Here is a 20678-nt window from a genome sequence, read left to right on the forward strand (position 1 = left end):
CAAACGTTCAACCAAAGATCGGTCTTTTGGCGCTTATCCTCTGACCGTACTCCCCTGCCCGGCTCAAGCTGATTTTGTCTTGAAACTGCCTACGGTTCCGTCCGAATCCCCATACGAGACTGCGATGCCCGCCTCAAAAAAACGCCTGAAGCCCAGTCTGTGCTCGACCCAAGATAAGCGCATGTACATCATGTGTGCCTTCGTAGGTGTTTACGGTCTCAAGGTTCATCATGTGGCGCATCACCGGGAACGCATCCGAAATACCATTGCCGCCATGCATGTCTCGGGCCATGCGCGCAATATCAAGCGCTTTGCCGCAATTGTTGCGTTTGATTAGTGAGATCATCTCGGGCGAGGCACGGCCCAAATCCATCAGCCGCCCCACGCGCAATGCGGCCTGAAGGCCCAGCGTAATTTCGGTTTGCATGTCCGCCAGTTTCTTCTGGAATAGTTGCGTTTGCGCCAGCGGACGGTTGAACTGTTTGCGATCCAGTCCGTACTGGCGTGCGCCATGCCAGCACTGCTCGGCCGCCCCTATGACGCCCCAGCCTATACCGAACCGCGCCCGGTTCAGGCAGCCGAAAGGACCCTTCAGTCCCTGGACACCTGGCAAAAGCGCATCTTCCGCGATTTCGACATTCTCCATCACAATCTCGCCCGTTACACTGGCACGCAGCGAAAGCTTCCCGCCTATTTTAGGAGCGCTCAAGCCGGACATGCCCTTTTCCAGCACAAAGCCCCGGATCTTGCCGTCATGCGCATCAGACTTGGCCCAGACCACGAACACATCCGCAATGGGAGCATTCGAGATCCACATTTTCGAACCGCTGATCCGGTAGCCTCCGTCAATCTTCTGCGCGCGGGTTTTCATGCCCGCTGGGTCAGAGCCTGCATCCGGTTCTGTCAATCCAAAGCAGCCAATCAGACTACCAGCGGCGAGGCCAGGAAGGTATTTCTGCTTCTGCTCTTCCGAGCCATAGGCATGAATTGGATACATTACGAGGCTGGACTGCACACTCATCATGCTGCGGTAGCCGGAATCGACACGCTCGATCTCGCGCGCAATCAGACCATAAGTCACATAGCCCGCGCCAAGTCCCCCGTATTCCTCCGGGATCGTAGTGCCCAGCAATCCTGCCTCACCCATTTCAGCAAAAATTTCGGGCGCAACTGCCTCGTCGCGGTAGTCTTGGGTCACGCGTGAGGCGAGTTTGTCCTCAGCGAAAGCTTGTGCTGCATCACGCAGCATCCGTTCGTCTTCGTCTAACTGGTCCTCCAGCAAAAACGGATCGTCCCACAAGAATGGGCCCAGATCGGGGCCCATGCCAGCTTTCACTACTCCCTCCAGAGCGTCGTCAATCATGTATATTCTCCTGTCGTTTGAGCTGCTGCATGGCGGCCAGCTAGATAGCCATAGGCAATCGCGGTCAAAAGTCCGTTGCCTGACAGATAGCCTTCTACGGAAGGGCCAGATACCCCACACGCCGCTCCACCTGAAGCGTAGAGGTTGGGGAAACTGGTACCGTCCACGCGCATAACCCGGGCGTCATCTGCAATCACCAACCCGCCTTGGGTATGGAACAGCGCACCTGTCACCTTCACCGCATAGAACGGGCCAGCCAGGGGGACAGTGTTCGAGAAATCGCGCCCCAGCGGATCAGTGCCCTCGCCTTCGGCAAGCGCCTGCACCGCGGCAATCGTCTCCGCAATCGCGTCACTGGGAAGACCCGTCGCCTCTGCCAACTCCGCCACAGTCTCACCTGAACGGATCGCGCCCGCGTCAACCGCATCAAGATAGTCGGGAAAGCCTGCGACCGCGAAATCGTGGCGGGCTTTATCAAAGATATTCCACGCAATCCCGCCCGGCTGACCAATAACTTTGACCGCTTGTTCGGAATATCCGCCCATTTCGTTCGAGAAGCGCCGACCTTCTGTGTTCACCTGAATAGCGCCCTGCATCATCAGCGCCCATGAAATAAGGATGCCATGGGGATGTGCCAATGAGCCGTGGCCCTGATATCCCGAGAGGTGCTTCAACTCGGCCCCCAATGCCTGGCCCCAAACAACCGCGTGTCCAGTGTTGCCCGCATGGCCATAGTATTCTCCCTGCGCAATCTGGGGGATGTACTCAGCCACCATATCGGCGTTCCCGCCGTATCCGTTGCAGGCTAAGATCAACGTCTTGCAGGCGATCACTTCGACCGAGCCATCGGGACGGGAAACCCCGACCGCGAGTGCTTTGCCTGCTTCATCGACATAGAGAGTTTCCGCCAACGCCTCAGTTACCAGCGCGATTTCAGCCTCCGCCACAGCGGCCAGCAGGCGCGCCTCAAGCGCCGCGCCGGTTTTCTCAGGCACTGCGTGCATTCGATGTCGCGTATGGCCGGGGTAAAGGAAGTCATCGAGGACATGCCATTCGACCTGCGCAGCATCGGCGAGCCATTCCATCGCAGGGCCAATCGTCCGAGCGGCTAACCGGGTAAGCCGCTCATCGGATTTGCCGTAGGATTTTGCCATCAGGTCGGCGCAGAAAAGATCAGGCGTATCATCGGTCACGCCAATAGCATGCTGAAACAGAGTGCCGGGCGCGGGGACAAATCCCGAAGACATTGAGGTGGACCCCGACGGCGAGGCATCGCGTTCCAACACCACAACCTCGGCCCCTTGCTCAGCAGCGGCAAGGGCCGCGGTCAGGCCGGAGGCCCCTGCCCCGATGATGACCACATCGGCAGTGAAGCCAAATGTCGGCGTTTCGTGGCTGATCTGCGGCATCAGGATGCCTCGATCACGGCTTGCGCATCGGCGCAGGTAAGGACCTTACCCACCGTCGAAAGATCAGCAATCGCGCAGTCGTGCGTGGCTTGCGTGAAGGCTGCGCAGCCATCCGATAGCACTAAGGTTTTGAAGTCGCGCACATGGGCAGCACGAACGGTGGAGGCAACGCCCCCGTTCGTGACGATCCCGCAAACAAGGAGCGTGTCAATGCCTGCCTTGCGCAAGCTGAACTCCATTCGCGTCTGGTAGAAAGCTGAGTATGCAACCTTTTCGACAGTTATATCAGCGGGTTGCAACTCGTCGACCAATGCATGGCCCCAGCCGCCCGGTGCAAAGTCGCCTTTCCCAAGGAAAGGGCGGATTGATTTCAGGTGCGGCGCAATAAACGGCTCACCTTCCTTGCCCGGCACCAACGTAAACTGGGTCGAAACGATCCAGCCACCCTTCTCGCGCAAGGTATTAGCCACGGGCAGCACCCGCGCGGGCAAAGCGGCAATTGCCTCAGAGGTTTGACCGCCGCGAGCATAGGCGCCATCGGGATGAAGGAAATCGTTTTGCAGATCGACGATCAGAAGACCTGTGCGGGCGGGGATTAATTCTAAGTCCATGCTTATGCCTCCGGGCGAATGACGAGGTTTCCGAACCCATCGACCGTCGCCACAAGGCCCGGATCGACAAAAATGGTCGTATCAGGTTGCTCAAGGACCGCGGGCCCCGCTATGCGTTCGCCTACCGCCAACGAAAGTCGGTCAAAGAGACCCGCCTCGTGGAACGCTCCCTCGGCCCATACCGTGCGTGATCCAGTGCGACATTCATCGGCCGACTTACCGTCTTTGGGTGCAAAGACCCCCATGTCGAAAGCCGGGCGACGTCCGATCACAGTGACGCGATAATTCATCACTCGCAGCGGAATTCCGTCGAGTAGCCGCCCGTAGGCCGCGCTATAGGCCGTATTGAAGGCTTCCTGAATAGCATGGGTGGTCAGGCCGACCGTCGGATCGACGGCAACCGCGACGGTGTGTGTCTGGCCGATGTAGAGCATGTCGAATTCGAACACTCGATCGATGCGAGCGAAAGCGGCGCCAGCGGAGGTCACGACGGCTTCCGTTGTGCGCGCCACGCTTTGCAGCTCCGATCCCAAAGCGGCGGCGTCGATGTCAGACAGAAGGCGGTTCACCGTTTGCACCCGGTCATGGCGCATATCGGCGACCACGCAGCCTAGCGCCGAAGTGACACCGGGGAAGCGCGGAACTAGCGCCGAACCGAGCCCAACTTCCTTGATCAGCGCCCCCGTATGAAGCGATCCGCCACCCCCAAATGGCATAGCGGCAAATTTTGACGGATCATGTCCCTTCTCGATTGATACGAGCCGGATCGCCCCTGCCATCTTTGCATTAGCCAGACGCAGAATCGCCTCGGCTGCCTCCTCAACGGTCAGGCCGAGCGGATCAGAGACATTTGTTCGAATGGCTTCGCGCGCCGTATCGATATCGAGGCGGTCAAGTTTGCCGCCAATTGGGCGGTCAGGATTTATGCGCCCAAGGATCAGGTTGGCGTCTGTCACCGTGGGGCGCTTGTTACCAAGACCATAGCATACGGGGCCAGGGTCCGAGCCCGCCGATTCCGGACCAACCGTTAGCAAGCCACTAGCGTCCAAGCTGGCGATGGAGCCACCGCCCGCGCCGATGGTGGTGATCTCGATCATCGGGGTACGCACGACCATGCCAAAATCAATTGAAGTTTGCGGGGCAAGGGCCGCGGCCCCTTCCGCCACCAGAGACACATCGAAGGAGGTGCCGCCCATGTCGCAGGTTACAATGTTTGAAAAGCCTGCCGCCTCAGCGATTGCCTGTGCCGCAATAACGCCTGCCGCAGGCCCCGAGAGCGCGGTGCGCACAGGGAAGTCCTTGGCCGTGCCTACACCCATCACGCCGCCATTGGACTGCACGATCAACAATTCGCCGTGGAAACCCTTTTTATCGAGCCCCTGCTCCAATCGGTCTAAATAGGAGGAAACGACAGGCTGCAGATAGGCGTTCAGCGTGGCGGTTGAGAGGCGTTCAAACTCCCGAATTTCGGGCAGTATTTCGGTGGCAGCAGTCACGTAGGCCGTGGGCCAAACGCTCCGGACGGCCTCAACAGCAATCCGCTCGTTCTCGTCATTGGCATAGCCATTGATGAAAAATACGCAGACAGCTTCGCACCCGGCCTCAGCCAGAGCGCGGGCTTGCGCCTTGACCGCTTCGGGATCAACATCTTGCAGGACGGTACCATCGGCTAGCACGCGCTCTTCCACCTCGACCCGGTCGGGTCGATCTACGATAGGATCGAAGGACCCTCGCAAACCCCAAGTAGTCGGTCGATCGCGGCGGCGCATTTCCAGCACGTCGCGGAAGCCTTCGGTGGTAATAATCCCTGTGCGCGCTCCTTTGCGTTCCAGCAGCGCATTGGTGCCCACCGTCGTGCCATGGACGACGGTACGAATATCACCGAAATCAGCAACCTTGCGCCTGATCCCTTCGATGAACCCCTTGGACTGGTCGCCACGGGTGGAAGGAACCTTGGTTGTTTCAACTTGCCCGGTGGCTTCATTGTAGACGAAGACATCAGTGAACGTCCCACCCACATCGACTCCAATTACGATATTGCCGCTCATGCCGCGCGCTCCCTACGGAGGGCGGTTGTTGCCCCATCATCTACCGACCCATCAGGCAAGATCACAACGCCGTAGGCTTCCCTAGCCTTCTCGGCGCTGACATAGCCTTCGATTACATCTGCTCGCACAATTTCCGGGTCACGCAACAGTGCATCTCCGTAGCCTCCGCCACCAGGGGTCTCAAGCCGGACGTGTTGACCATTCTCGATGTGAATTCCGACCATTTTCGAGACCATGGGCGGGGTGTGCTCGCCATCGGCCTGCTCATAGAAGAACTTGTTCGTGGAAGCGTCGCCACCGCCGACTACGCCGCGTGGCGGAACCTTGCCCCGCTCACCAAAGAGGAAGACGTCCGCCTCCTTTTCCAGCAAAGAGATCTCGTAGATCGCCCCAAGCCCCCCGCGATAGAGACCTGCCCCGCCTGAATCGGGACGCAGTGCCCATTTGGTGAAGCGTACAGGGTAGGCGGATTCAAGTATTTCCAGAGGCGGGATCGTCGCGGTGGAGATCGGCGCATTGCCATGGTTAAGGCCATCGCCAGCCCCATGCGCGCCATGACCACCACCAAAGAACGAGAACATCACCCACCGCGCGCCATTGGCGCGGTGCCCGGCCAGAGACAGCGCGTTAATAGTCCCATAGGCGCACGCCATAGCGGATTTAGGCGCGACTTGCGCCATCGCCTGAAATACCACGTCGATAAGGCGCAGAATGGTCTCTGTGTAGCCGCCAACGGGTTTTGGGGCTTTGACCGATAGCAGAGAGTCCTCATCGATACGGAACTCAACCGGCTCCAACACGCCTGCGTTGGCAGGCACGTCACCAAATATATGCTTAAGGGCCACGTAACAGGCGGCAATCGTCGTGGCGCGTGAAATATTCACCGGCCCTTGGCAGGAAGGCGAGGAACGGGTGAAATCGAGGATCATCTTGTCGCCTTCAATCGTCATATCCAGCGCAATTTTCAGCGGCACATCGTCGATGCCATCATTGTCCAGCCAGTCTTCGGCCGAAATTGTCCCAGACGGCAGGTCTGAAATCTGCGCGCGCATCATGGTGGCTGCGCGGGCCTTAAGCGCCACCAGCGCCTTGCGCGCAGTCGGTACGCTATATTCATCAAGCAGTGCGTTGAGGCGTTTTTCGCCAAGATCCATCGCGTTAATCTGACCGTTTAGGTCCCCATAAAGCGATATCGGCTGGCGCGAGTTGGCAGATAGTATATCGACAATGTCTTGGCGAAACTCGCCCTTGTCGTAGAGCTTCACCGGCGGGATTAGCATGCCTTCCTGAAAACACTCCGTCGCGGCCGGATTATAGTTACCTGGCACATTTCCGCCCACGTCATGCCAGTGGCCTACCGATGCGAGATAGCAGAACACCTCACCTTCGCGGAAAACCGGCTTCACAAGGCGGAAGTCCGACAGGTGGGTACCACCGTCGTAGGGATCGTTGAATATCCAAACGTCACCTTCGTTCACGCCGCCTTGAGTGGCGGCCTTTCGAATCACAGCTTTGACCGCGAAGGCCATCACCCCCACGAAAATCGGCAGGCCAGACTTGCCTTGCACCAGCGTATCGCCTGTATCCGCGTCATAGAGGCCGTGGCTCGCGTCATGCGCCTCGGCAATGATCGGATTGAAGGCCGAGCGGAATAGCGTCGCGTCCATCTCATCGGCGATCTGCTCGAAGCGACCCTTCAGGATTGCGAGGGTGACTGGGTCAATCTCCATAGGAATCTCCCTGCACAAGCATTTTGTCGGTTCCGATGACCTCGTTGAGGCCAGCAAAATCGAACATTCTGTCTTTGAACTCTTCGTTGGAGCCCGTGGAAAGTAGGCCGCGGTAATAGTCGCCGACGGTCTTGGCCATGGCGCGCACGACGCCGCCTGGAAAGATGACCAGCGAGAAGCCGAGGCTTTGCAGGTCATCCGTGCCGTGGATTGGAGTCTTGCCGCCTTCGACCATGTTGGCCATCAGCGGGATGCGTCCGCTAAATGAGCTCGCGATCGTTTCAAGCTGCGCTCGGTCTTGCGGTGCCTCGATGAATAAGACATCGGCGCCGGCTTCGACATAAAGCTCGGCTCGGTCAAGGGCTGCGTTTAAGCCTTCCACCGCGATCGCATCGGTGCGTGCAATAACAAGTGTTTCCTCGCTGGAACGTGCATCGGCAGCGGCGCGGACCTTCCCAGCCATTTCCGTCGCGGAGATCAGAGTCTTGCCGTCTAAATGCCCACAGCGCTTGGGCATGGTCTGGTCTTCCAGCTGCAGTGCATTGGCGCCTGCCCGCTCGAACACTCGCATGGTGCGTTGCACGTTCAGCGCGTTGCCGAACCCGTTGTCGGCATCCACGATCAAAGGCAGCGTGACCCGGTCGCGGATCAATGCGATTGTGTCAGCGACTTCGGCCATGGAGACCAGCCCGATATCCGGACGACCAAAGCGCGTATAGGCTATGCCAGCGCCAGAAAGGTAAACTGCCTTTGCCTTGGATTGCTCGGCGATCAACGCTGTGAGCGCATCGCACACGCCGGGCGCCAGCAAGATGTCGGGCCCGCTGATAAGGGCTTTCAAGGTCATTCAGCAGTTCCTTTATGTTCCGCGGCGATACGTTTTTTCAGATGGGGCACAAGGCCACCGTTGTTGATGATTGCGCGCAGATTTTCGGGCATTGGCTCCAGTGCGACGTCCGTGCCTTTGGTAGTAAGCCGCAGAACGCCTCCTTCAGGATCAAGGGTTGCGGTATCACCGTCGGCCACATCATCAATTGATGGCGCGATCAGAACGGGCAGGCCCAGATTGACGGCATTGCGATAGAAAATGCCCGCGAATGACAGCGCCACGACGCCCGCAACTTGGAGATGGCGCAAGGCCTCGGCGGCTTGTTCACGCGAAGAGCCTGCCCCGAAGTTGCGCCCTGCCACGACGATATCGCCGGGTCGGACAGTTTGGGCGAACTCCGGGCGGATCGCCTCGAGGCAATGGGTGGCAATCGCCTCAATCCCGCCGCGCATGTATTGGCCGGGAGCCAACTGGTCGGTGTCGATATCATCGCCGAACAAGAAAATACGACCGCTCATGACAGCATCTCCCGTGGGTCAACGATATGACCGGCAACAGCCGTGGCGGCCACTGTTAATGGCGAGCCGAGCCAGACTTGGGAAGACGCCTCGCCCATCCGGCCTTTAAAGTTGCGCGCAGTTGAGGAGATGCAGGTGACATCTGCGTCCAGCCGGTGTGTTCCATAGCCTGCACAAATCCCGCATGCATTCGGCAGAACCTTGGCACCAGCCGCCTCGAATACCGCCATTATACCTTCTTGGGTAGCGCGGTCTTGGTCGCGTTTTGATGAAGGGGCGACAAGCAACTCGACCCCGGCGGCCAGCTTGCGCCCTTTAAGGATCCGGGCTGCGGCTTGCAGGTCCTCGTATTTCGCCCCCGTGCAGGCCCCGATATAGGCCACGCTTACGGCTGTTTTTCCCGCTTCATCGGCGGGCATCGCGTTAGCGGGGGAATGGGGAGCCGCAACTTGTGGAGCCAGAGCGGTGGCATCGAATGTATGATGCTCAAGGACTTCGGCCCCCTCATCAGTGTGGAGATCGCTGAGGTCTGGAACCGCGCCGCCCACACTGCGCAAGAAGGCTGCAGTTACTTCGTCAGGAGCCACTAGCCCGGTTTGGCCGCCCAGTTCTGCTGCCATATTGGACAGCGTCATCCGTTCTTGCATCGATAGCGCTTTGATCGCCTCACCGGTATATTCGATGGCCTGATATTTGCCCCCGTCCATACCCAGCCGCCCGCACAGTGCCAGCATAATGTCTTTCGCCATAAGCCCGTCTCCAAGCTGTCCGGTCCATGCGATGCGGATCGTCTCAGGCACTTTCACCCAGATCTCGCCGGTTGCGAGCACACCTGCCATTTCAGTCGCGCCAATCCCGAACATGAACGCGCCCATGGCCCCGCCGGTGGGCGAATGGCTGTCACCGCCAACGGCGAACATGCCGGGCTGGAGCTGGCCGCTTTCGGGCAGCACAACGTGGCAAATCCCTTGCCCGTCGTGGAAGCGCACGCCGGTTTCACGCGCCCAAGTGCGCGTGAGAGCTAAGATCGAGGCCCCTTCTTCGGTGTCGCCGGGCACGAAGTGGTCCGAAACGAGAAAAACTTTGTCTTTATCCCAAAGCCCAACGCCAAGTTCTTTGAGGATTGGGGCAACGCGACGCGGCCCACCCGAGTCGTGGATCATCGCCAGATCAACCTTCGCGGTCACGACCTCACCGGCTGTGACGTGATCACGTCCTGCCGCGCGCGCGATTATCTTTTGGGCGAGAGTTTGTTTCATGGGGCAATGCCCTCCTCAGCCGACCAAAGCGGGCCACCAGGTCCTGCTTTGCGGATCATAGACATCTCGATGTGGTAAAGCTCCGGCCGGTAAAGGGCGCGGATATACTGTACAACACGGTCATCGGCGCTGCGGGTGATGCGACGCACCTCCAGCAATGGCTCGCCTGCGTGAATTTCCAAGGCTTGCGCAGTATCGGGGGCTGCGAGCGTGGCCGAGACAGTTTGGCGGGCCGAGGCAATCTTGTGGCCTGACCGCTCCAACAAGGTCAAAAGCGCGGATTTACGGAGATCCTCAGGCGCAAACCCGCGACCAATCACGCCGGGCAGGAAACACACCAAATAAGACATAGGCACGTCGTCCAAGGTTCGAACACGGACCGAGCGCTGGACTTCTGCACCTTCAGCGAGTTCCAAAACGCTGGCAATATCGGGGCCGGTACTAAGATAATCGCAAGACAGCAGGCGCACTTTGGTGGCGCGTTCCATCTGGCTGACGCTTTCCAACCAACCGTCAATAGAGGTGCGCACGGCGGCGGGACCTGCTCGTTCCAGAACCCGCGTTCCGCGCCCGCGTTCGCGCTTAACCAGACCTGCTTCTGCCAATTCATCAAGCGCGCGTTTTGCCGTGATACGCGAGACGCCGTAGTCGCGCGACAGATCAAACTCACCGGGAACAACTGCGCCGGGGCTGAACTCGCCACTGCTGATCCGGTTTTGAAGCTGGACAACCAATTGCTGATAGAGCGGCACGGGTGAAGCGTCATCTAGCAAAGCCAGATGAGCCTCTCCAACGACGGAGGAGCGGGCCACGCGGCTCATAGCCCAGAAACGATTTCTGCTTCATACATGCGCCTAATGATATAACTATATATCATTAGGGCAAGGTTAGATTATGAATTTTCGTGGTCTTCGGCGGCATCCAGCATAGCGTGGATGACGTCTCGGCGCGGTGCGAGTGTATTGGGATAGGCGGCGCGGCTGTGTGTTAGCCCAAGGCCGAGAACGGTTTCGGCCAGCTTGTAGGTGAGCGGTCCGGGGTTCACGACCGGGACTGGCAAACGCTCGGCCAGATAAGCGTGCGATTGGTGCATTGTGGTTGAACCCAGCAAAATCACATCAGCGCCGTCATCTTCGATGCAGCGCCGAGCAACGGCCTCGAGTGCCGGGAACACATCACTTTCCTTTCCTGCCATCAGGGCTTGGTTGTCAGGGGTCGCATCGATCCAGCGCACGGACGCGCAATGCTTCTCTACTCCAAGTTCGGTCATGGTCTTGCGGTAGAGATGCTGCCAATGGGGCCACATCGCGACGATCGAGAACTTGTGGCCCAGCATCATCGCCATGAGCACCGATGCACGCCCCGGCGCGATCACCGGGATCGACAGCTCGGAGCGCAATCCAGCCATCCCGCTATCAGACATCGTATCGATACACACCGCATCAAAGCCGCGCGCTTCGGCTTCCAGTCCTGCCTCAAGGGCTCCGAACTCGGCGAGTGCCATATCGGAGGCGCTGACATAGTTGCGAGGGGCAACGCGGACGGACTCAAAGACAAACTCTATGCCCGGACCAAGCTCAACGGATTGAAGTTGCGCCCGGCGTTGATCGCGGTTCTCTTCGCTCATGGGGAAAGGGACAATCACCAGAACCCTTTTCATGACTGTCTCCTAATTGCTTGCAGGTCCGCTCAATGCGCGCCTAGTCTGACAAGCAATCAGGAAATCAAAGGCAGGGCAAGCGATGGACAGTCTTGGATATGTAGCGGCCTTCGCAGCGCAGACCGAGACCTCACAGATTTCACCTGAGGTGAGCGCGCGCACCGCTCTGATCCTTGCCGATTGCATTGGGGCGATTGTGGGAGGTGCGGCAGAGCCAGATGTGGCCGCCCTCGCCGCGCGCCAGCACGGCAGCGGTCCGGCCTTGCTGATCGGCACGTCTCAGACACGGCCAGCCGGTGCTGCGGCACTTTTGAATGGCACCGCTGGTACGACGCTGGAAATGGACGAGGGCAACCAGTTTTGCAAAGGCCATCCCGGAATGCACACGGCACCCGCGGCATTGGCCGCAGCATCGGCGCGCGCCGATGTCAGTGGCGCTGATTTGCTGGCAGCAATTGCCATCGGCTATGACGTGGGTGCGCGGGTTGGGATCGCGACGCAATTGCGCCCCTCGATGCATCCCCACGGCACATGGGGCGCGATCTGTGCGGCCACCGCCGTAGCGCGCCTGCAAAATGCGCCAGCAGATCAGATGCGCCATGCCATCAGCCTTTCGGCAAGTCTCGGGCTATCCACATCCCGGCGCACAATGCTAGAAGGTGGGACGGTGCGAAACGTCTTTGCTGGCGTGTCGGGTCAGATGGGCGTGCTCGCCGGTGATATGATCGCATCAGGCTATACGGGTGATCACGACGGAGTAGCGCAGGTCTTTGGACATGTGGTATCCGACAGGTTTGATGCGGCGGCGTTCTCAGACGGTTTGGGGGAGCGTTGGGAGGTCAGCCGCAACTACTTCAAAATGCACTCGTGCTGTCGCTACAATCACGCGGCACTAGATGCGCTGGCAACGTTGCGCGCGGCATCTGCAGGGCTGGATCACTCGGCTGTTGAGAGTGTCTTGGTCGAAACTTATTCGCTCGCAGTCGAACTGGATGACCCGGCCCCGAAGAACGTCCTGGCGGGAAAATTTTCCGTGCCGTTTGCGATGGCTTCTGCACTGGTCAACGGCTCAACCGGGGTGGATAGCTTCACCATGAAGAATGTCGAGGACCCTAGGATCTTAGATCTGGCTCAACGCGTCAAGGTGGTCGAAGACGTGGCGATGACCGCACGTCTGCCCCATAAGCGCCCTGCTCGTATTACACTGACGATGAAGTCTGGACAGGTATTGCAAGCGGCTACCGAGACCAACCGAGGCGACTGGTCTGACCCATTCCCAGCCGTCGAGATACGCGAGAAATACCTGTCGCTCGCAACGAGACTTTGGCGCGAGGATGCTGCTATCCGCATATGGGACATGGTCATAGAAATTGGCGCAGCCCCTTCCCTTGAGCCCCTATTTACTGAAATGGCGCGCGCGTCCCGCTAACCTACTTTATAAAGGTAATTTGTCATGAGAGAGATCGTCATTGGTGCGGCCCAAATGGGTCCCATTCAACGCGCGGACACCCGCGAAGAGGTCGTGGCTCGGATGATCGCGCTGCTCGATCAGGCGCATATGGCAGGCTGCACTCTGGTGGTTTTTCCGGAGCTTTGCCTCACCACCTTCTTTCCGCGCTGGTACTTCGAAGACCAAGCCGAGGTAGACACTTGGTTCGAGCCAGAAATGCCCAATGCCGAGACCCAACCCTTGTTTGAGCGCGCGTGCGAACACGGCATCGCAATCTCAATTGGTTACGGAGAATTGACCCCGGATGGGCACCATTTCAACACCCAAATCCTAACGGATACACAGGCCAATATTATTGGCAAATATCGCAAGATTCACTTGCCCGGGCATGATGAGTTTGACTCCCAGCGCAGCTTTCAGCATCTCGAAAAGCGCTATTTCGAACCCGGGGATCTGGGTTTTCCGGTGTTTCGCAACATGGACGCATGGATGGGCATGTTGATCTGCAACGACCGCCGCTGGCCTGAGGCGTACCGCGAGATGGGATTGCAGGGCGTCGAGCTGGTCGTACTGGGGTACAACACGCCCTCAGGAAACTCCCAAAATGCGGGTGAAACAGCCGAGATGCGCGGGTTTCATTCTGACCTATCGGTACAAGCAGGCGCTTACCAAAACTCCGCCTGGGTCGTGGCTGTGGCCAAGGCTGGCAACGAGGATGGTCATCCTCTGAATGGCGGCAGCGTTATCGTGTCTCCAGACGGTGTCATCATGCAAAAGGCGCAAACCGACGGCGACGAGCTGCTGGTGCAAGCCTGCGATATGGATGCCACGAAATTTGGCAAAGCTTCGGTGTTTGATTTCAAACGTCATCGCCGGATTGAGCATTACAAACGGATCGCAAGCCAAACAGGCGTGGTCTACCCCGATGGGACGAAAGGATAATTCATGGCGCATGATCTTGCGATCCGGGGTGGGCTACTGGCCACTGCAACCGAGACCTATCGCGCCGATATCGGCATCCGTGACGGGCGCATCGTCACCATATCCGAGGCGATCACAGACGCCGAGGATGTGATCAACGCCACCGACCGCATTGTAATGCCCGGCGGGATAGAGGCCCACTGCCATATCGCCCAAGAAAGCGGAATGGGTGTCATGACCTCGGATGACTACGAGAGCGGATCAATCTCGGCGGCCTTTGGCGGAAACTCCAGTTTTATACCCTTTGCCGCGCAGAAAAAGGGCCAAAGCCTTACCAACACGATGCAAACCTATGACGCACGCGCGGTGCCAAAATCTGTTCTGGATTGGTCATACCACCTGATTCTGACCGACCCGACGAAGGCGGTTTTGGCCGAGTTACCGGAGGTTTTTGCCAAGGGTGTTACCTCGTTCAAGGTATTCATGACCTACGCGACTCGCGTATCAGACGCGCAATTTCTTGATATTTTATCGGTTGCAGGCAAACACGGCGCGCTGACTATGGTGCATGCCGAGAACCACGACATGTTAGACTGGATGGCGCGCAGATTGGTTGATGGCGGCAATGTTGCGCCACGGTATCACGCCCCCTCGCGTCCCGGATTGGCAGAAGAAGAAGCGATCAACCGCGCGATCTCGCTGGCCCGATTGGCCGAAGCGCCACTGTTTATTGTCCATGTTTCGACGCCTGCAGGCGCAGAGCTTGTGGCAAATGCGCGGGCCAAGGGCGGTCAAGTTTGGGCCGAGACTTGCCCGCAATATTTGTTTTTGACCCGCGAGGACATCGACAAACCGGGGATGAACGGTGCAAAGTTTATTTGCTCGCCACCTTTGCGCGACGCGCCAACCCAAGCTGCGTTATGGCAGCATGTGCAGGCTGGATCATTGTCGCTTGTGTCGTCAGATCACGCGCCTTACCGCTATGATGATTCTGGGAAATTTAGTGCAGGGCGTGATGTGAACTTCCGCGAAATTGCCAATGGTATGCCCGGAATTGAGATGCGTTTGCCATTGTTGTTCTCTGAAGGCGTCGGCAAAGGTCGGATCAGCCTCAATCAGTTTGTCGCGCTGGCATCAACCAATGCTGCAATGATCTACGGGATGATGCCGCGCAAGGGCACCCTGTCTGTTGGCGCGGATGCCGATATCGCGATTTGGGATCCAAATGAAACGCGCGTTGCCGGTGAGATGCATGACGCGATGGATTATAATCCGTTCGCGGGGATCGAGGTGACGGGCTGGCCTGTAACGGTTCTGGGACGCGGTCGGCGCATCGTGGAAAACGGCAAATTGATTGCAGAGCCTGGCTCAGGCCAGTTTATCAAACGCGCGCCCCTTGATCTGACCGGGCACCCCGGACAGCCCGTGCCGGAGCTTGATCCTGCCCAGAATTTCGGAGCGAACTTGTCATGAGTGGTCCAGTCCTTGTGATCAATCCAAATTCCAATCCGGCCGTAACGGCAGGTCTTGATGCCGCCATGGCGCCGTTTCGAATTGCAGGTGGCCCACCAATCGAGTGCCTGACGTTGGCTAAAGGCCCGTTCGGGATTGAAAGCCAAGCCGATAGCGATGCTGCGGTCTCGCCCCTACTGGAGGTTATACGGGCACGCGCGGATGCTACAGCGGTCGTAATTGCTTGTTACTCCGATCCCGGCCTTGATGCGGCGCGCGAGGCAACATCGGCCCCGGTGTTCGGCATGCAAGAAAGTGGATTTCTGACCGCAATGGCGCGAGGCGATCGAATTGGAGTGATCGCCATCTCCGAAGGCTCCATTTTGCGGCATCGAAAATACCTGCGCCGGATGGGTGTATTGGATCGAATGGTAGCCGAGCGGCCCCTCAACATGTCTGTAGCCGAAACCGCGTCTGGCTCAGGGACGTTTGCGCGGCTTCAGTCTGTATCAGAGGTTTTGGTGCGCGAGGACCATGCGGATGTCATCGTGTTGGGCTGTGCGGGGCTGTCGGCTCATCGCAGAAGTTTGGAGGCCGCTTTGGGACATCCGGTTGTCGATCCGACCCAAGCCGCCGTTGCGATGGCACTTGGTACCGTTATGGTTCAGTCGAGCTTGTAGTGCGCCTCAAGCGCGTCGTAGCGGTCCTTGCCCACAAGGCGTTGGCGTTCGGAGAAGTCCGCGAGTTTATCGATCACACCACCGACGTCGCCCTCGGCCTTAAGCGCGCCCAGAACCTCGCTCATCGCGCGCATCGCTGCTTGCAGAGGCGTGTTTGCATAGAGCACTATCGAGAAGCCAAGCTCGGCCAGTTCGGCCTGCGGCGTCAGAGGGGTTTTGCCTCCAACCACCATATTGGCAACCTGTGGCACACTGAGCCGTCCCGTGATCACCCGCATTTCTTCGATTGATGTCGGGGCCTCGACGAAGGTCCTGTCGGCGCCAGCTTCGATGAACGCTTCAGCGCGGTCGAGTGCGGCCTCAAGCCCCTGCACGGCGCGTGCATCTGTGCGTGCGATAATTAGCGTATTGGGGTCTTCGCGCGCATCGACTGCTGCTTTAACCTTAGAGACGGCCTCAACCAGCGGGATGACAGCTTTTCCCGCGAAGTGCCCGCATTTCTTGGGGAAAACCTGATCCTCGATTTGCATCGCAGCGGCCCCGGCGCGTTCGATCATGCGCACGGTGCGCTGGGTGTTGATAGCATTGCCAAATCCAGTGTCGATATCAACGATCAATGGAAGATCTGTTATCTCGGAGATGGCCGAAACGGTGCTGGCAAGCTCGGTCAGAGTGATCAATCCGATATCGGGCACCCCAAGGTAGGTGTTCGCGATCCCTGCCCCGGTGACATAAACTGCATCGAACCCTTGGTCCGCGATCACGCGCGCGGTCAAGGCGTTGCCTGCACCCGGCAAGATCATGGCATCACGACGCTCCATTCGGGCGCGAAAACCTTTGCGGCGATCGGCTAATGTGTCTGTCATTGGCGCAACTCCTCATCCGTCACCCAGTCTTCGACTGCGGACCTGCTACTGCGCAAATGAGCGCGCATCGCGGCTTCGGCCGCATCTGGATCGTGCGCCCGCAAGGCGGCTACGATACATTTGTGTTCTTCGAGTGCTTCGGCCGGACGGCCCGGACGCATCGAAAGGCGGTGGCGGTATAGGCGAAGCAGCGAGTAAAGCTCACCCGCTAGCATGCCCGACAGCCGCGCATTGCCGCAGGCGGCAAGTATCACCTGATGGAAATCGCCGTCGCCGGGCTCCTGAAAATAACCGCGCCCTGCCCGCATTGCGTCCGCCTTTTCATGCGTCGCCAACATGTCTTCAAGCCGCACAAGATCTGTCTCGCCCATATTCTGGCTGGCGAGACGGCAAGCCATGCCTTCAAGGCTTTCGCGGACTTGGAGTAGGTCCAGCAGATCATCTTTTGACAGCGACACCACCCGCGCGCCCTGATTGGAGATCCGCGTGACCAGCTTACGCCCTTCGAGCTGACCAATGGCCTCGCGCAGCGGCCCGCGCGAAATCCCGAACCGGCGCGCCAGACCGCTTTCGCTGAGCCGCTCACCGGGGCCCAGTTCACCTTCCATAATCGCCTTCTCGAGCCGTTCGAGCGCGAGGCCGGAAAGATTCTGCGCAACAAGGCGCTCTGATCCGTTTGTACCGCTCAAGACTCTTCCTCCGCTGGCCGCTGTGACCTGAAATGCGTCGCTATCTGGCCCACGCTTGTGGACCATACCCCGTCAATCTGCGCGACTCGCCGCAATCCATCGTCGAGGTAGCGAATACGATGGGGCATTCCGAAAAGCCATGGATGTAGCCCAATGACCGCTACCCGCCCTTTCTCGCCTGCCAAAACTTGAACCGCTTCTTCCAACATTCCCGACCAGCGCGGCGTGGGAACGCGCCGGTGCCACAGGCATTCCACATCATCAAGCTCTGACATTTGCGGCACGGAGATCATCGCAGGCGTTGTCGACATCCAGTAGGGCTGATCGTCGTTGGGCCAATGGGCGATCCACTCGATCCCCGCGCGCGCCAAAAGGGCAGCAGAGCGCGTGCTTTCGCTAAAATCCTGTGCAATCCAGCCTTTAGGGCGTGTGCCGGTGGCGCTCTGAAGCGTATCAAGACAGGTCTCGATCAAAGCGGTCTCTTCAGTCTCGGGCATGCGCGAGGTGACCATCGCATCAGCGAAATCGCCATGAGCTACGATCTCCCAGCCTCGAAACAGCGCTTCTTCGATCAAGACCGGATACCGCTGGGCGGCGGATGCATTGACTGCAAGAGTGGCCGTCAGTTCGTATTTGTCGAGGGTTTCGAAGAGCCGGAAAATTCCGATCCGGTTGCCGTATTCACGCCAGGTATGCGTGCGGTAGTCGGGCTGGAATTTACCGTAGGGGTCGCGAAAGCGAGGATCGGCGTACCCGTCTGCTGTTGCCTCAACAGGCCAATGTTCAAGATAGACCACAGGCGCGAATGCCACGCCGGCAGCGTTCGGCCAATCGAGGGGTGCGCGTCCCGACACGCTCCGATAGGGATAAAGCGCGTGGTCCATGCCTGCTGAAGTGGTCATAGGGCCTCACTCCACTGATCCGACAGATACCAATCGGCAATCTCGGCACCGGTTGCCATCCAGACCTTGTCATGACTGACCACATGGCGCAGCGCTCGTTCCAGCGCGCGAATGCGGTGCGGCTGACCCATAATGTAGGGATGCAACGCGATGCAGACCACGCGGCCATGATCCGCGCCCTCGCGCCAAAGCGTATCGAAGTGATCAATCACCATCTGGGCGAAATCATCGGCCTCAAAATGGTGCCGCCAGACCATCGCGTCGTTGATATCCATTTGGTACGGCAAGGTGATGAGCTGGCCTGAGCGTACATTCATCTGTGTTGGCTGATCGTCGTGATACCAGTCGCAATAATAGCTGATCCCAGCTTCGGCTACGAGATCCGGTGTGTTCTTGGTCCAAGTGGCAGCAGGAGAGAACCAACCGCGCAACATGCGTCCCGTCAGTGTCCGGTAAATCTCGACGCATTGGCCAATCGCTTCGCGTTCGGCCTGCTCAGGCATCTCCCAATGATAGCGAGTGTTATAAAGGCCATGGGCCATGACATCCCAACCGCGCGCTTCTGAGGCTTCAAATATCTCGGGGTAGTGCAGCCAGTTGGCTAAATTGAGCGACAGCGTCAGGGGAATGCCCAGATCATCGGTCACCTCTGCTATGCGCCAAAGCCCAACCCGATTGCCAAAATCGCGCAAGCCGTAACCCAACACATCAGGGTGCGGGGTGCGTGGCCATGCGTCGCGGCCTCCGGTGGCTGGGGGCAGGTATTCGTAGTGCTCTACGTTGGGCACAACCCAGACTGCCACGCGGGCGCCATTCGGCCAAGTTAGTCGTGGCCTGTCGGTAATGGGTTGATAAGGCACACGCTCTGAGGTCATGGTGCGGCCGTGTTCGAAGGAGATGAAACATGGCGCACCAAGCGGATCTTGCCCTCAGAGGCGGCGTTGCTTTCCTGCCCGGATTGGGTCTTCAGCAGGCCGATATCTTGATCACGGATGGCGCGATTGCTGCCATTGCAGCGCCCGGCGCGGGTGAGGCGCGCGAGATAGTCGATGTCACTGGTCTGACGGTTCTGCCCGGTGCTGTAGACGCACATATTCATTTGGGTCATGGCATGGACATCGCCCGCCCGCGTGTGCCCGAGGATGCTAAGAGCGAAACTGGTGCGGCGGCCATTGGCGGTGTGACGAGCTTCATCTCGTTTGTCATGAGCCCCGAGCCCTATAGCCCTGTTTTCGATGAGCTTTGCCGGATCACTGAAGCGGGTGCTCGGGTTGATTTCAGCTTTCATTTCGTGATCGCAACCGAGGATCAGTTGGCTGAATTGCCCGACCTGATCAAGCGCGGCGCACCGAGTGCAAAGCTGTTCATGAACATTCGGGGCAATGAGGGTGTGCGGCTTGGATTGCCGGGCACGGATGATGGGTTTTTGTTCCGCTTGCTGGAAGTGCTGGCGGCCAACAATGGACTCCTGTGCCCGCATCCGGAGAATATCGAAGTGGCTTGGGTTTTGCGCGACCGCGTAACGGCCGCAGACCCCGACGGCATTGGCGGATTGGCGACGTGGAACGACACGCGCCCGCCCTTTGTTGAGGCAGATGCCCTTTCGCGCGCCACCTACTTTGGCCGGATCACTGGAGCACCCGTGCATGCTGTGCACACCTCGTCTGGAGAGGCGCTCGATGCGGCATTGCGCCAGCGCGCGGCCGGCTCGGACGTGTGCATCGAGACCTGCATCCACTACCTGACCCACGACGTCACAAGCGCCATAGGCCCGATCGGCAAGGTCAACCCGCCGCTGCGGACCCCCGAGGATCGCGAAGCACTTTGGGCTGCGATTGGGCGCGGAGACATCGACACGATTGCGACCGATCACATCCATCGCCCGATCAGCTGCAAAGAGGGCGGCATTTGGAAGGCGCAACCGGGCTTTCCCGGTCTCGACGCGTTCCTGCCGGCCATTTTGACCTACGGGCACGACAAGCGCGGCCTGCCTTTGGACAAACTCATTCCATTGGTCAGCGAGAACCCTGCCCGCCGTATGGGTTTGAACACCAAAGGCGCGCTGCGCCCGGGTGCGGACGCAGATATCGCGGTGGTCGATTTGAACGCTGACTGGGTAGTCGGCAAGGATAACCTTGGGACCGACGCGGGCTATTCTATCTATGAGGGCGAACGCATGAGTGCGCGGGTCGTCCATACGATGACGCGCGGACGATTTGCCTTGCGCGACGGCGCGCTCCAAGCCGATGCGGTGGGAACTGGGCGGTTTGTGGTCCGCGAGATCACGTAAG

General features: G+C 58.9%; 19 protein-coding genes. 5 read left to right on the forward strand and 14 right to left on the reverse strand.

The window, feature by feature from the left end; all coding sequences use genetic code 11:
• Positions 1 to 133: 133 nt before the first annotated feature.
• The 10 genes from Q1B15_RS17985 to Q1B15_RS18030 form a co-directional block, all read right to left on the reverse strand.
• Complete coding sequence (locus Q1B15_RS17985) at positions 134 to 1363, reverse strand: acyl-CoA dehydrogenase (protein WP_299756337.1); 1230 nt, start codon at positions 1361 to 1363, stop codon at positions 134 to 136.
• Entirely contained in the window at positions 1360 to 2772 is a 1413-nt protein-coding gene (locus Q1B15_RS17990) for an FAD-dependent oxidoreductase (RefSeq protein WP_299756342.1), read from the reverse strand. The genes Q1B15_RS17985 and Q1B15_RS17990 overlap by 4 nt, the downstream gene beginning before the upstream one ends.
• Complete coding sequence (locus Q1B15_RS17995; RefSeq protein ID WP_299756344.1) at positions 2772 to 3383, reverse strand: cysteine hydrolase; 612 nt, start codon at positions 3381 to 3383, stop codon at positions 2772 to 2774. Before Q1B15_RS17995 ends, Q1B15_RS17990 begins: the two co-directional genes overlap by 1 nt.
• 2 nt (positions 3384 to 3385) lie before the next feature.
• Entirely contained in the window at positions 3386 to 5431 is a 2046-nt protein-coding gene (locus Q1B15_RS18000; RefSeq protein ID WP_299756346.1) for a hydantoinase/oxoprolinase family protein, read from the reverse strand.
• Entirely contained in the window at positions 5428 to 7161 is a 1734-nt protein-coding gene (locus Q1B15_RS18005; protein ID WP_299756349.1) for a hydantoinase B/oxoprolinase family protein, read from the reverse strand. The genes Q1B15_RS18000 and Q1B15_RS18005 overlap by 4 nt, the downstream gene beginning before the upstream one ends.
• Complete coding sequence (locus Q1B15_RS18010) at positions 7151 to 8008, reverse strand: isocitrate lyase/phosphoenolpyruvate mutase family protein (RefSeq protein ID WP_299756352.1); 858 nt, start codon at positions 8006 to 8008, stop codon at positions 7151 to 7153. Before Q1B15_RS18010 ends, Q1B15_RS18005 begins: the two co-directional genes overlap by 11 nt.
• The gene (locus tag Q1B15_RS18015; protein ID WP_299756355.1) at positions 8005 to 8508 is read right to left on the reverse strand and encodes a 3-isopropylmalate dehydratase; all 504 of its coding nucleotides are present in this window, start codon (positions 8506 to 8508) and stop codon (positions 8005 to 8007) included. The genes Q1B15_RS18010 and Q1B15_RS18015 overlap by 4 nt, the downstream gene beginning before the upstream one ends.
• The gene (locus Q1B15_RS18020; protein WP_299756357.1) at positions 8505 to 9767 is read right to left on the reverse strand and encodes a 3-isopropylmalate dehydratase large subunit; all 1263 of its coding nucleotides are present in this window, start codon (positions 9765 to 9767) and stop codon (positions 8505 to 8507) included. The genes Q1B15_RS18015 and Q1B15_RS18020 overlap by 4 nt, the downstream gene beginning before the upstream one ends.
• Positions 9764 to 10579 (reverse strand): GntR family transcriptional regulator, encoded by an 816-nt coding sequence (locus Q1B15_RS18025; RefSeq protein ID WP_299756359.1) that lies wholly within the window; start codon positions 10577 to 10579, stop codon positions 9764 to 9766. The genes Q1B15_RS18020 and Q1B15_RS18025 overlap by 4 nt, the downstream gene beginning before the upstream one ends.
• An 80-nt stretch (positions 10580 to 10659) precedes the next feature.
• Positions 10660 to 11427, reverse strand: a complete 768-nt coding sequence (locus Q1B15_RS18030; RefSeq protein ID WP_299756361.1) for an aspartate/glutamate racemase family protein — start codon at positions 11425 to 11427, stop codon at positions 10660 to 10662.
• An 82-nt stretch (positions 11428 to 11509) separates the two neighbouring features.
• Between Q1B15_RS18030 and Q1B15_RS18035 the strand changes: the two genes are divergently transcribed.
• From Q1B15_RS18035 to Q1B15_RS18050, 4 genes are read left to right on the forward strand one after another with little or no spacing between them, the layout of a single operon-like run.
• Entirely contained in the window at positions 11510 to 12856 is a 1347-nt protein-coding gene (locus Q1B15_RS18035) for an MmgE/PrpD family protein (protein ID WP_299756363.1), read from the forward strand.
• A gap of 24 nt (positions 12857 to 12880) precedes the next feature.
• The gene (locus tag Q1B15_RS18040) at positions 12881 to 13819 is read left to right on the forward strand and encodes an N-carbamoyl-D-amino-acid hydrolase (protein ID WP_299756365.1); all 939 of its coding nucleotides are present in this window, start codon (positions 12881 to 12883) and stop codon (positions 13817 to 13819) included.
• 3 nt (positions 13820 to 13822) lie between these two features.
• Positions 13823 to 15271 carry a dihydropyrimidinase gene (gene hydA / locus Q1B15_RS18045; protein WP_299756367.1) on the forward strand — a complete coding sequence of 483 codons (1449 nt, stop codon included), beginning with the start codon at positions 13823 to 13825 and terminating at the stop codon, positions 15269 to 15271.
• The gene (locus Q1B15_RS18050) at positions 15268 to 15930 is read left to right on the forward strand and encodes an aspartate/glutamate racemase family protein (protein WP_299756369.1); all 663 of its coding nucleotides are present in this window, start codon (positions 15268 to 15270) and stop codon (positions 15928 to 15930) included. Before hydA ends, Q1B15_RS18050 begins: the two co-directional genes overlap by 4 nt.
• Here Q1B15_RS18050 and Q1B15_RS18055 read toward each other — a convergent pair.
• From Q1B15_RS18055 to Q1B15_RS18070, 4 genes are read right to left on the reverse strand one after another with little or no spacing between them, the layout of a single operon-like run.
• Positions 15915 to 16796, reverse strand: a complete 882-nt coding sequence (locus Q1B15_RS18055) for an isocitrate lyase/phosphoenolpyruvate mutase family protein (RefSeq protein ID WP_299756370.1) — start codon at positions 16794 to 16796, stop codon at positions 15915 to 15917. The two genes, Q1B15_RS18050 and Q1B15_RS18055, sit on opposite strands and share 16 nt — an antisense overlap.
• Positions 16793 to 17485: a GntR family transcriptional regulator gene (locus Q1B15_RS18060; RefSeq protein WP_299756372.1), complete on the reverse strand. Its 693-nt coding sequence runs from the start codon at positions 17483 to 17485 to the stop codon at positions 16793 to 16795. Before Q1B15_RS18060 ends, Q1B15_RS18055 begins: the two co-directional genes overlap by 4 nt.
• Entirely contained in the window at positions 17482 to 18387 is a 906-nt protein-coding gene (locus Q1B15_RS18065) for a polysaccharide deacetylase family protein (protein WP_299756374.1), read from the reverse strand. Before Q1B15_RS18065 ends, Q1B15_RS18060 begins: the two co-directional genes overlap by 4 nt.
• The gene (locus Q1B15_RS18070; protein ID WP_299756376.1) at positions 18384 to 19190 is read right to left on the reverse strand and encodes a polysaccharide deacetylase family protein; all 807 of its coding nucleotides are present in this window, start codon (positions 19188 to 19190) and stop codon (positions 18384 to 18386) included. Before Q1B15_RS18070 ends, Q1B15_RS18065 begins: the two co-directional genes overlap by 4 nt.
• 101 nt (positions 19191 to 19291) lie before the next feature.
• On the opposite strand from Q1B15_RS18070, the gene Q1B15_RS18075 reads away from it, so the two are divergent.
• Entirely contained in the window at positions 19292 to 20677 is a 1386-nt protein-coding gene (locus Q1B15_RS18075; RefSeq protein WP_299756378.1) for a dihydroorotase family protein, read from the forward strand.
• Position 20678 lies beyond the last annotated feature (1 nt).

Source organism: uncultured Boseongicola sp. (assembly GCF_937988555.1).
In the GTDB taxonomy this organism is placed as follows: domain Bacteria; phylum Pseudomonadota; class Alphaproteobacteria; order Rhodobacterales; family Rhodobacteraceae; genus Boseongicola.